Source organism: Rhodoferax sp. GW822-FHT02D07 (assembly GCF_058802405.1).
Map to the genome: position 1 here is coordinate 105,390 of NZ_JBXAOD010000006.1, position 11,388 is coordinate 116,777.

The 11,388-nt window shown below is 62.1% G+C and carries 13 protein-coding genes and 1 tRNA gene; 11 read left to right on the plus strand and 3 right to left on the minus strand.

The genetic code is table 11. The features are described from left to right. Nucleotides 1-330: 330 nt before the first annotated feature. Nucleotides 331-978 carry an ANTAR domain-containing response regulator gene (locus AC1RNN_RS14470; protein WP_493089952.1) on the minus strand — a complete coding sequence of 216 codons (648 nt, stop codon included), beginning with the start codon at nt 976-978 and terminating at the stop codon, nt 331-333. Between the two features lie 40 nt (nt 979-1,018). After that, nucleotides 1,019-1,774: a GNAT family N-acetyltransferase gene (locus tag AC1RNN_RS14475; protein ID WP_493089951.1), complete on the minus strand. Its 756-nt coding sequence runs from the start codon at nt 1,772-1,774 to the stop codon at nt 1,019-1,021. A gap of 73 nt (nt 1,775-1,847) precedes the next feature. Between AC1RNN_RS14475 and tsaD the strand changes: the two genes are divergently transcribed. Next, nucleotides 1,848-2,903 carry a tRNA (adenosine(37)-N6)-threonylcarbamoyltransferase complex transferase subunit TsaD gene (gene tsaD, locus AC1RNN_RS14480; protein ID WP_493089950.1) on the plus strand — a complete coding sequence of 352 codons (1,056 nt, stop codon included), beginning with the start codon at nt 1,848-1,850 and terminating at the stop codon, nt 2,901-2,903. A 12-nt stretch (nt 2,904-2,915) separates the two neighbouring features. On the opposite strand, the gene AC1RNN_RS14485 is transcribed toward tsaD, so the two are convergent. Next, nucleotides 2,916-3,305, minus strand: a complete 390-nt coding sequence (locus AC1RNN_RS14485) for an Hsp20/alpha crystallin family protein (protein ID WP_493089949.1) — start codon at nt 3,303-3,305, stop codon at nt 2,916-2,918. 94 nt (nt 3,306-3,399) lie between these two features. Here AC1RNN_RS14485 and AC1RNN_RS14490 point away from each other — a divergent pair, with 94 nt between their 5' ends. The 10 genes from AC1RNN_RS14490 to AC1RNN_RS14535 all read left to right on the plus strand — a co-directional run bounded on the left by AC1RNN_RS14490 (nt 3,400) and on the right by AC1RNN_RS14535 (nt 11,381). Further along, entirely contained in the window at nt 3,400-4,725 is a 1,326-nt protein-coding gene (locus tag AC1RNN_RS14490; protein WP_493089948.1) for a branched-chain amino acid ABC transporter substrate-binding protein, read from the plus strand. A 130-nt stretch (nt 4,726-4,855) separates the two neighbouring features. Continuing rightward, nucleotides 4,856-5,122 (plus strand): 30S ribosomal protein S15, encoded by a 267-nt coding sequence (gene rpsO / locus AC1RNN_RS14495; protein WP_094478006.1) that lies wholly within the window; start codon nt 4,856-4,858, stop codon nt 5,120-5,122. Between the two features lie 218 nt (nt 5,123-5,340). Beyond that, the gene (gene pnp, locus AC1RNN_RS14500; RefSeq protein ID WP_493089947.1) at nt 5,341-7,458 is read left to right on the plus strand and encodes a polyribonucleotide nucleotidyltransferase; all 2,118 of its coding nucleotides are present in this window, start codon (nt 5,341-5,343) and stop codon (nt 7,456-7,458) included. Between the two features lie 66 nt (nt 7,459-7,524). Beyond that, the gene (locus tag AC1RNN_RS14505) at nt 7,525-8,520 is read left to right on the plus strand and encodes an NAD(P)H-quinone oxidoreductase (RefSeq protein WP_493089946.1); all 996 of its coding nucleotides are present in this window, start codon (nt 7,525-7,527) and stop codon (nt 8,518-8,520) included. Further along, the gene (gene tpiA / locus AC1RNN_RS14510) at nt 8,517-9,260 is read left to right on the plus strand and encodes a triose-phosphate isomerase (RefSeq protein ID WP_493089945.1); all 744 of its coding nucleotides are present in this window, start codon (nt 8,517-8,519) and stop codon (nt 9,258-9,260) included. Before AC1RNN_RS14505 ends, tpiA begins: the two co-directional genes overlap by 4 nt. Nucleotides 9,261-9,292: 32 nt before the next feature. After that, nucleotides 9,293-9,655 carry a preprotein translocase subunit SecG gene (gene secG / locus AC1RNN_RS14515; RefSeq protein WP_493089944.1) on the plus strand — a complete coding sequence of 121 codons (363 nt, stop codon included), beginning with the start codon at nt 9,293-9,295 and terminating at the stop codon, nt 9,653-9,655. A gap of 118 nt (nt 9,656-9,773) precedes the next feature. Next, nucleotides 9,774-9,858: transfer RNA gene (locus AC1RNN_RS14520), tRNA-Leu, on the plus strand. Between the two features lie 62 nt (nt 9,859-9,920). Next, nucleotides 9,921-10,280, plus strand: coding sequence for an NADH-quinone oxidoreductase subunit A (locus AC1RNN_RS14525; RefSeq protein ID WP_493089943.1), 360 nt, complete (start codon nt 9,921-9,923; stop codon nt 10,278-10,280). Nucleotides 10,281-10,284: 4 nt separating this feature from the next. Beyond that, nucleotides 10,285-10,764 (plus strand): NuoB/complex I 20 kDa subunit family protein, encoded by a 480-nt coding sequence (locus AC1RNN_RS14530; RefSeq protein WP_322579445.1) that lies wholly within the window; start codon nt 10,285-10,287, stop codon nt 10,762-10,764. Between the two features lie 8 nt (nt 10,765-10,772). Then, complete coding sequence (locus tag AC1RNN_RS14535) at nt 10,773-11,381, plus strand: NADH-quinone oxidoreductase subunit C (RefSeq protein WP_493089942.1); 609 nt, start codon at nt 10,773-10,775, stop codon at nt 11,379-11,381. The last annotated feature ends 7 nt before the right edge of the window (nt 11,382-11,388 follow it).

The following is an 11,388-nucleotide window of genomic DNA, read 5'->3' on the forward strand; positions in this document are numbered from 1 at the left end:
AAAAAAGGCGTCCGCACTGGGTTCACCGCGCTGTGCGCATGGGAACCCGTGGGGACGCCTTTGTCCTGTTGCCCAGAACCATCACCCGCCGTTGGATGGGGGTCTGTGCATGACCGTTGCCGGTCTCGCAGTGCTCAATGCAATGACTGTGCCAACCCGTTTTGCCCGGGGTTTGCTATGAATTCGGGAGCTGTTTGCGCATATTGCATGGGGGTTACAGCCATTTTTTCATGCAAGGTGCATGGGTGCACTGAATTTGTGCGTTGCACCAAATGCGGTGCGCGGGGCTGCGGATGCACGCTTGCGGGAGCGCGTGCACCGCGGCGGCGCTCAGCCCAGCAGGTCTGCCACGTCCAGCATGCGTTGGGCCACTTCCACGATCTTGAGGTTCTTGTCCATGGCGGTCTTGCGCAGTTTGGCGTAGGCGGCTTCTTCGCTGAGCTGCTGGCGCTGCATGAGCAGGGCCTTGGCGCGGTCTATGGTCTTGCGGTCCTGCAGCGCGGTGGAGAGTTCGTGCAGCTCGTTGCGGGCGTTGGCCAGTTCCTGGCGCAGGGCCTGGTCCTGCTGGAAGCGGGCCATGGCCACATCCAGGATAGGGCGGATGCGTTCGGTCTGCAGCCCCGCCACGATGTAGGCTGACACCCCGGCCGCTACGGCTGCGCGTGCGCTCCCGGTGTCGCTGTCGTTGGTGAACATGACGATGGGGCGGCGCTCGTCACGCGTGGCCATCACCACATGTTCCAGCGCATCGCGTGCGTCGCTTTCGGCGTCCACGATGATGAGATCGGGCTGGAGCTGGGCCAAGCGCTCGGTCAGGTACACGTCGGCCGGCAGGGACGCGACCAGGTTGAACCCGCTTTCCAGCAGTCCGATGCGCAGGCTGCGCGAACGTTCGGCCTGGCTCAGGGCGTGCGTATCCTGCGGGTCATCGACCTGCAGGTCTGAATTGATCACAACGATGCGTAGCGGCTCGGTCATACGCCCATCATGGCACGCAAAATTTGCGCCAGTGCGTCGTTCAGTATGCTGTTTGGCGCCAGTAGTGGTAGCGCCACACCGTGGAGAAACCGGCACGGCGGTACAGGCCCACGGCGGGGTTGTCTTCTTCCACCTGCAAATACATTTCGGTCAGTCCGCGCTGCAGCGCTTCCTGCGCCAGGCAGGCCATAAGGTCTGCCGCCAGCCCTTTGCCGCGCGCCGGAGGCACGGTGCGCAGGCCGTGCAGGCTGGCCCAGCCCTGGCTGTAGACAGCAGTGCTCGCACATACTGGCGCACCGTTCTGCACGACGCAGGCATACACCGTGTGCTGGCCCCGGCTCAGGGCTTGCTGGCGGTGTTGTCCATCTACGGGGTCAAAGCCGGGCGCTACATAGACAGAAGCCCACTCGGGTGTAGCCGTGGCAGACCAGCGCGCCGTGGGCTGGGCGCACAGGGCGGCCACATCGGCGCTTCGGGCCAGTTGCACCAGCGTGGGCTGGGACGGAGCAAAGCCCTGGCGCCGCAGGGCGTCAAAGAGTGGTGCCAGCGCAGGCAGGTCGGGCAGGCGGTAGACGGCCGGCAACTGCTGCTCTGCATACAGTGCAGCCACGCGATCCAGGTCTTTCACCCGCAGGCTGTGGTGGCGCAAGGGTACGGCGCTGGTCGCGCGGCCTATGGTGGAGCGGTCCATGGCGATCAGCCAGCCGTCGATTTCGACTTGCGCCAGCGGGGCTACCGCATCGCGCGTGTTGCGCTCCAGGCGGGCAATGGCATCGTCGGTGAGGGGTGGGAGCATGGGGCCATTGTGCATGGCGTACCCGTGCCCACAGGCCCATCCCCTACACTCGGCGGCCTGGAAGGAATCAAGCATGCTGGTGTTGGGAATCGAGTCGTCCTGTGATGAAACAGGGGTGGCCATGGTGCAGTCGCAAGGCAGCGCCGTGCCCACGCTGCTGGCCCACGCCCTGCACAGCCAGATCGAGATGCACCAGGCCTATGGCGGTGTGGTGCCAGAGCTGGCCAGCCGCGACCACATCCGCCGCGTGTTGCCGTTGACAGAACAGGTTCTCAACGACAGTGGCCGCAGCCTGCAGGACGTGGACGTGGTGGCCTACACCCGTGGCCCCGGTCTGGCCGGTGCGTTGCTGGTGGGCGCGGGCGTGGCCTGTGCCTTGGGTGCAGCCCTGGGCAAGCCCGTGCTCGGTGTGCACCACCTGGAGGGTCATTTGCTATCGCCCTTCCTGAGTGTGGACCCGCCCGAATTTCCCTTTGTGGCGCTGCTCGTGTCCGGTGGTCACACGCAGCTTATGCGCGTGGACGGCGTGGGCCGCTATGAACTGTTGGGTGAGACGATTGACGATGCGGCGGGCGAGGCCTTTGACAAGTCCGCCAAGCTCATGGGCCTGGCCTATCCGGGCGGGCCGTTGCTGTCCAAGCTGGCGGAGGAGGGCAGTCCCACGGCCTACCAGCTGCCGCGGCCGCTGCTGCACAGCGGCAACCTGGACTTTTCATTCGCCGGCCTGAAGACTGCCGTGCTGGTGCAAAGCCAGCGCATGGTGGCGGCTGCGGGCGTGAGCACTTTTGAGGCTTTGCCGCGTCAGCAGCAGGCAGACCTGGCGGCGTCCACGCAGGCGGCGATTGTCGAAGTGCTGCTGAAGAAATCAATGGCGGCTATCAAGCAAACCGGCCTGAAGCGCCTGGTGGTGGCGGGTGGCGTGGGTGCCAATCGCAAGCTGCGCGAGCTGCTCAACGCCGAATGCGCTAAGCGGGGCGTGCGCGTGCACTACCCCGAGCTGCATCTGTGCACCGATAACGGCGCCATGATTGCCATGGCTGCGGCCATGCGGCTGCAAAGCGGCCTGCAGCAAGCCAGCGCGCACTACGCCTTTGACGTGAAGCCGCGCTGGCCCCTGCACCAGCTCTGAGTTCACCGCGCCTTACAGGATGGTCAGCTCGGTGGCGGTATTCACCGGCACCTTCTTGGCCAGCTTGAGCGTGAGCACGCCGTTTTCCAGCTTGGCCTCGCTCAGGGCGGTGTCGATGTCCTGCGGGAATTCGTAGGCGGCACGGTAGCGGCGCGCTGCGTCTTCCTTGGTTTGCAGGCGCACCACGGCGCCGTCGATGGAGATGCTGAGCTGTTCCTTGGTAATGCCGGGCATGTCCAGCGTCAGGGTGAAAGCGGTTTCATCCTGGGTGTAGGCGGCGCCGTTCTGGCGGGCCGAGAAGAGGGCGTCCTGCAGGAAACGGTCGACCGAACGGCCGCCGTGTGCGTACACCGGACGGCGCACAGAGGACTGGAACACGGAAGGTGCAGAGGCAAAAAACATGGTGTGGACTCCTAGTACACTGCGCGGCTCTCACAGCGAGCGCCGCATGTTTCCAAGCTGAGCGCTTTCCCTCGCAATTCAAGAGAAAAATCCCATGTTTATTCTTTCCCGCCAGGTATTGAAATTGGGCGCCAAGGCGCTATCTGCTGCAGCTTTTGGCGCAGCCCTGTCCCTGTCGTCGGCCTTTGCCCAGACGGTGGCCCCCATCAAGGTCGCCGTCATCGAAGGCTTCAGTGGCGCCAACGCCAGTGGTGGTGAAGCTGCCTTCCGCAACTTCGTCTGGGCCGTGGAGCGCGTCAACGCGCGCGGCGGCATCAAACTGCCCGCCAGCGCCGGTGGCAACACGCCGCTGCAGCTGGAGCGCTTTGACAGCAAGGGCCAGGCCGAAGAGGCGCTGTCGGCGCTGCGTTCCGCCATTGACGGTGGGGCCCGGGTCATCATGCAGGGCAATTCCTCTGCCGTGGCCGCAGCGCTGATCGACGCGATCAACAAGCACAACGAGCGCGACCCCGCCCGCCGTGTGCTGTTCTTGAACTACGCCGCGGTGCTGCCCGAGTTGACCAACGAGAAGTGCAGCTTCTGGCACTTCCGCTTCGATGCCCATTCCGACATGCGCATGGCCGCGCTCATGGATGTGCTCAAGGACGACAAGGCGCTCAAGAGCGTCTACATCATTGGACAGGACTACAGCTTCGGCCAAGCCGTGGCGCGCGAGGCCAAGCGCCAGCTCGGCGTGCTGCGCCCCGATGTGCAGGTGGTGGGTGATGAGCTGCATCCCCTGGGTCGCGTGAAGGACTTTCTGCCCTATGCCACCAAGATCAAGGCCAGTGGCGCAGGCGCCGTCATCACCGGCAACTTCGGCAACGACCTGAGCCTGCTCATCAAGGCGGCCAAGGACGTGGGCTTTGACGGCAAGTTCTACACCTTCTACGGCAATGCCCTGGGCGCCCCCGCCGCGATTGGCGATGCCGGCCTGGGCAAGGTGGTGGCGGTGGCCGACTGGCTGCCCAATGTGCAGACCGCAGCCAGCGAAGCCTTCTACAAATCCTTCCGCGTGCGCTATCCCAAGCCCGAGGACGACTATGTGCACATGCGCATGCAGCTGCTCGTCGAGTCCCTGGCCCAGTCGCTGGAAGCCGCCGGCAAGCAGGGCGGTGTGGCCGCCGGCGGTGCGGTCGATGTGGTGGCCCTGGCCAACCAGATGGAAAAGTCCAGCCTGACCTTAAGTGGTCAGACCGGCACCATGCGCGCGCAGGACCACCAGTTCCAGCAACCGCTGGTGGTGGGCATGATGGAACGCCAGGGCACGCCCGGCGTGAAGTTCGATGTGGAAGGCTCGGGTTACGGATTCCGCGTGGTGAAAACTGTGTCGGCCGCCGCTGCGGAGCAGCCCACCAGCTGCAAGATGGTGCGCCCCTGAGACTCTCGGGGTATAATCGAACGGCTTTGCATTCCGCAAGGCGCACGCCAGGCGCAGTTCCAGCCCCTGGCGCAAGTTGTACAAACCGGGACGGCGCCTCTGGTGCAGTCCCAAAATCACAGGAAATACCATGATTGCATCCAGCATCAAAGCCGCTGTTGTCAAAGACAACGCCCGTCAAGCCGGTGACACTGGCAGCCCCGAAGTCCAAGTGGCTCTGCTGACCGCCCGTATCAACGAGCTGACCCCCCACTTCAAGACCCACGCCAAGGACCACCACGGTCGCCGCGGCCTGCTGCGCATGGTGAGCCGTCGCCGCAAGCTGCTGGACTACCTCAAGTCCAAGGACGCTGACCGCTACGTCGCCCTGATCGCCAAGCTGGGTCTGCGCAAGTAAGCGATTCAACGAATGAGAAGCGCCTGAGTTAGGTCACTAGCTCAGGCGTTTTTTACTTCGGAGACGACAAAAACAGAGCGAAGCTGTGTCATTCCAAAGCAATTCCGGGTTTCTCGGAGTTCTTCTGGAATGGCATCGTGGACTGTGATGTTGGCTCCGGGCTCGGGTGGAATGGCCTGCATTCCCCGCATAGAAACCGAAACGCACAGGAGATAACCATGAGCATTTTCAACAAAGTCACCAAGACCTTCCAATGGGGCCAACACACGGTCACCATGGAAACCGGCGAAGTCGCACGTCAATCCACTGGCGCTGTGCTGCTGGACATGGACGGCACCGTGGTGCTGGCCACCGTAGTCGGCAAGACCGAAGGCAAGCCCGGCCAGGACTTCTTCCCCCTGACCGTGGACTATCTGGAAAAGTCCTACGCCGCCGGCAAGATCCCCGGTTCCTTCTTCAAGCGTGAAGGCCGTCCCAGCGAGTTTGAGACGCTGACCAGCCGCCTGATCGACCGTCCCATCCGCCCCCTGTTCCCTGAAGGCTTCTTCAACGAGGTGCACGTGGTCGTGCACACCGTGTCGCTGAACCCCGAAGTGGACGCCGACATCGCGGCCATGATTGCGGTGAGCGCGGCCCTGTCGATCTCCGGCATTCCTTTCAACGGCCCCATCGGTGCCGCCCGCGTAGGCTACATCAATGGCGAGTACGTGCTCAACCCCGGCCAGACCCAGCGCAAGGATTCCATCATGGACCTCGTGGTGGCCGGTACCGAAGCTGCTGTGCTGATGGTTGAATCCGAAGCCCAGCAACTGTCCGAAGAAATCATGTTGGGCGCCGTGGTGTACGGCCACCAGCAAGGTGCGATCGCCATCAATGCCATCCATGAGCTGGTGCGCGACGCTGGCAAGCCCGTGTGGGACTGGAAGCCCGCCGCCAAGGACGAAGCCTTGGTGGCCAAGGTTGGCGCTCTGGCCCAATCCAAGCTGGAAGCTGCATACCAAATCCGCAACAAGCAAGCCCGTACCCAAGCCTGCCGCGCTGCCTATGCCGACGTGATGGCCGGCCTGAAGGCCGACGGCACAGCGTTTGACAGCGTGGCGGTTGAAGGCCTGCTGTTCGAGATCGAAGCCAAGATCGTGCGCAGCCAGATCCTGGCTGGTGAGCCCCGTATCGACGGCCGCGACACCCGCACCGTGCGCGCCATCGAAATCCGCAACAGCGTGCTGCCCCGCACCCACGGTTCCGCCCTGTTCACCCGCGGCGAAACCCAGGCCCTGGTGATTGCCACCCTGGGCACCGAGCGTGACGCCCAGCGCATCGACGCACTCTCGGGCGAGTTCGAAGAGCGCTTCATGCTGCACTACAACATGCCTCCCTTCGCCACCGGCGAAACCGGCCGCGTGGGCACACCCAAGCGCCGCGAAATCGGCCACGGCCGTCTGGCCAAGCGCGCCCTGGTGGCCGTGCTGCCGACCAAGGAAGAGTTCCCCTACTCGATCCGTGTGGTGTCTGAAATCACCGAATCCAACGGATCTTCTTCCATGGCTTCCGTTTGCGGCGGCTGCCTGTCCATGATGGACGCTGGCGTACCCCTGAAGGCGCACGTGGCGGGTATCGCCATGGGCCTGATCAAGGAAGACAACCGCTTCGCCGTGCTGACCGACATCCTGGGTGACGAAGATCACCTGGGCGACATGGACTTCAAGGTGGCCGGTACCACCAACGGCATTACCGCTCTGCAGATGGACATCAAGATCCAGGGCATTACCAAGGAAATCATGCAAGTTGCCCTGGCGCAGGCCAAGGAAGCCCGCATGCACATCCTCGGTGAGATGCAAAAGGCCATGGGCGAAGCCAAGACCGAAGTGTCCAGCTTCGCGCCCAAGCTCTACACCATGAAGATCAACCCCGAGAAGATCCGTGACGTGATCGGCAAGGGCGGCGCCGTGATCCGTGCGCTGACCGAAGAAACCGGCACCCAGATCAACATCGAGGAAGACGGCACCATCACCATCGCCGCTACCGACGGCGCCAAGGCCGACGAAGCCAAGAAGCGCATCGAGCAGATCACGGCCGAAGTCGAAATCGGCAAGGTCTACGAAGGCCCGATCACCAAGATCCTGGACTTCGGTGCCCTGGTCAACCTGCTGCCCGGCAAGGACGGCCTGCTGCACATCAGCCAGATCGCTCACGAGCGAGTCGAGAAGGTCACGGACTACCTGTCCGAAGGCCAGATCGTCAAGGTCAAGGTGCTGGAAACCGACGAAAAGGGCCGCATCAAGCTGTCCATGAAGGCGCTGCTGGACCGTCCCGCCCAGAACGGCGAACAGGCCTAAGTTACGTTGCTATTGATTCTGTAGCTGCTCGCGCAATATGCGCGGGGGCTACAGCCTGATTTGGCTATGAAAGCGGTAGAGATTTCTTCCTTCGGTGCGCCGGACATGTTGCGTCTGGTGGACTGCGCTGCGCCGGTTGCCGGGGCGGGGGATGTGCTCATCCGTGTGGCTGCCAGTGGCATCAACCGGCCCGATGTGCTGCAGCGTGCTGGGTACTACCCGGCGCCAGCAGGTGCTTCGACGCTGCCAGGACTGGAAGTGGCCGGCACCATCGTGAGTGGTGATGCGGCTGCCATGCAGGCGGCAGGTTTTCAGCCCGGGGATCGTGTCTGTGCCCTGGTGGCGGGTGGTGGCTATGCCGAGCTTTGCGTGGCACCGGTAGGGCAATGCCTGCCGGTACCTGCGGGTTGGAGCGATGTGGAGGCTGCAAGCCTGCCAGAGACGCTATTCACCGTGTGGAGCAATGTGTTCGACCGGGGCCGTCTGCAGGCGGGGGAAACCTTGCTGGTGCAGGGCGGAGCCAGTGGCATTGGTGTCACGGCTATCCAGCTCGCCAAAGCCATGGGCGCAACCGTGATTGCCACAGCCGGTAGTGACGAGAAATGTGCTGCCTGTCTCGTCTTGGGGGCTGACCACGCCATCAACTACAAGACCCAGGATTTTCAGGCGGAGGCCTTGCGCCTCACCGATGGACGGGGCGTGGATGTGGTGTTGGACATGGTGGCTGGTGCCTATGTGGCCAAGGAAGTGCAATGCCTTGCTGAAGATGGCCGTCTGGTCATCATCGCGGTGCAGGGTGGTGTGCAGAGCGAGATCAATGCCGGGCTGGTGCTGCGCAAGCGCCTGACCATCACCGGCTCAACCCTGCGGGCCCGGCCTGTGGCGTTCAAGGCAGCGATTGCGGCTGCGTGCCGGCGCGTCGTCTGGCCTCTGCTGGAGGTTGGCCGTGTCAAGGCAGTGATTCACAGCGTGTTTGCGCCGGCGGATGCGGCAAAAGCCCATGCGCTGATGGAGAGCAACCAGCACGTCGGCAAAATTGTTTTGAAGTGGGATGCAGCATGAAAAAGAAATTGATTGCCGGCAACTGGAAGATGAACGGCTCCACCGAGGCAAATGCCGCCTTGGTGGCGCAATTGCTGGCCGGTACAGGGCAGGCGGGCTGCGGTATTGCCGTCTGTGTGCCGGCGCCTTACCTGGCCCAAGTGGCCGGCTTGGTTCGGGGTTCGGCTATTGCCGTGGGTTCGCAGGATGTGTCGGTGCATGCTTCCGGTGCCTATACGGGTGAAGTGTCGGCTGGCATGCTGCGTGACCTCGGTGTGCGCTATGCCATCGTCGGCCACTCGGAGCGTCGTCAGTACCATGGTGAAACCGATGCCGTCGTGGCCAGCAAGGCCCAGGCAGCGCTGGCCGCAGGTGTCACGCCCATCGTTTGTGTGGGTGAAACCCTGCAGGAGCGTGAAGCCGGGTTGACTGAAGAGGTGGTGAAGCGCCAGATGGCGGCTGTCATTCACACCAACGGCCATTGCATCAGTGAGATCGTGGTGGCCTATGAACCGGTCTGGGCCATTGGTACTGGCAAGACGGCCACGCCCGAACAGGCGCAACAGGTGCATGCAGTGTTGCGCAAGCAATTGAAGGCCGCCACGGCACATGCAGACCAAATCCAGATTCTGTATGGCGGCAGCATGAACGCGGCCAATGCCGCTGAGTTGCTGGCCCAGGCCGATATCGACGGAGGCCTGGTGGGCGGTGCGTCGCTGAAGGCCCCCGACTTTCTGACCATCATCGCCGCAGCCGATTGAGGCAGCGCAATTTTTTAGTTTAGGAGTTATTCATGAATTTTGTTGTCACCATCATCCTGACTGTGCAAATGCTGTCGGCCCTGGCCATGATCGGCCTGATCCTGGTTCAGCATGGCAAGGGCGCCGACATGGGCGCAGCCTTCGGCAGCGGTGGCTCTGGCAGCCTGTTCGGTGCCAGCGGTAGCGCCAACTTCCTGTCGCGCACCACGGCCATTCTGGCCACCGTGTTTTTCGTTTGCACTCTGGCTCTGGCGTACTTCGGCAATCTGCGTCCCGCCAGCTCCGGCTCGGTGCTGGAAGGCGCTGCTGCAGCGGCCCCGGCTGCTGCTCCCGCAGCAGCAGTGTCTGCGCCTGTTGTCCCTGCTACCGGTGCGGCCCAGATCCCGTCCAAGTGATCCGTTTTTAAATGCCTTGTCCCTGTCAGTGGCAGGGTAAATTCAGGGTAAACTCTAGGGCTGGTGAATAAGCAAATGCCGAAAGGCTTTCCTCACGCAAATTCACCAGCTGAGAACCGCCGTCGTGGTGAAATTGGTAGACACGCTATCTTGAGGGGGTAGTGGCGAAAGCTGTGCGAGTTCGAGTCTCGCCGACGGCACCAGAACAATATCCGCTCAGCCAAGGTCCTCTTGGCTGAGCTGTAATGGTGATCAGAATCTCAAGATGAACCTCGATCAATATCTCCCCGTACTCTTGTTCATCTTGGTCGGTATCGGTGTGGGTGTAGTCCCTCAGGTACTCGGCTACGTCCTGGGGCCCAATCGCCCCGATCCCGCCAAAAATTCCCCTTACGAATGCGGCTTCGAAGCGTTTGAAGATGCCCGCATGAAGTTCGATGTGCGCTACTACCTGGTCGCCATCCTCTTCATCCTGTTCGACCTCGAAACAGCCTTTCTGTTTCCCTGGGCTGTGTCCCTGAGAGAAACCGGCATGCTGGGTTTCCTCATTGGTGCCGAGTTCGTGATTGTGCTGACCATCGGCTTTGTCTACATGTGGAAAAAAGGCGCCCTGGACTGGGAGTGATCCAATGATTGAAGGTGTACTCAAAGAAGGCTTTGTCACGACGAGCTACGACTCGGTGATGAACTGGGCCAAAACTGGCTCCATCTGGCCCATGACCTTCGGTCTGGCCTGCTGTGCCGTGGAAATGATGCACGCGGCGGCTGCACGCTACGACATCAGCCGTTTTGGCTCTGAAGTGTTTCGTGCCAGCCCGCGCCAGTCAGACTTGATGATTGTGGCCGGCACGCTGTGCAACAAGATGGCTCCGGCCTTGCGCAAGGTCTATGACCAGATGTCCGAGCCGCGCTGGGTCATCAGCATGGGCTCCTGCGCCAACGGCGGTGGCTATTACCACTACAGCTATTCCGTGGTGCGTGGTTGTGATCGCATTGTCCCTGTGGACGTATATGTGCCTGGCTGTCCCCCCACTGCTGAAGCTTTGGTGTACGGTATTCTGCAACTGCAGCAGAAGATTCGCCGCACTGAAACCATTGCCCGGGCCTGAGGAGTCTTATGACTGTTTATTCCATTCGGCCAGAAGACACGCTGGCTGCAGTGCAAGGTGTTCTGGGTGACAAGGTCAAGTGTCTGACGGTTGCGCTGAATGAGGTTGAGCTGGTGGTTGCGCCGACGGACCTGCTTGCTGTTGCCAAGACTCTGCGTGATGCGCCCGGCTGCCAATTCGAGCAATTGCTCGACCTGTGCGGCGTTGACTATTCGGACTACAAGGCGGGTGAGTACGAAGGCCCGCGTTTTGCAGTGGTGATGCACCTGTTGTCGGTCAGTCTCAACCAGCGTTTGCGCCTCAAGGTGTTCGCCGCCAATGACGACATGCCCACCGTGCCCTCGGTGACTGAAATCTGGAATTCCGCTAACTGGTTTGAGCGCGAGGCATTTGACCTGTTCGGTTTGGTGTTTGAAGGTCACAATGACCTGCGCCGCATCCTGACCGACTACGGCTTTATCGGCCATCCTTTCCGCAAGGATTTCCCGCTCAGTGGCCATGTGGAGATGCGTTTCGACGAAGAGCACAAGCGCGTGGTGTACCAGCCGGTGACCATTGAAGCGCGCGAGATTACTCCACGCATCATCCGTGAAGACAACTACGGGGGCCTGCAATAAGCAGTTG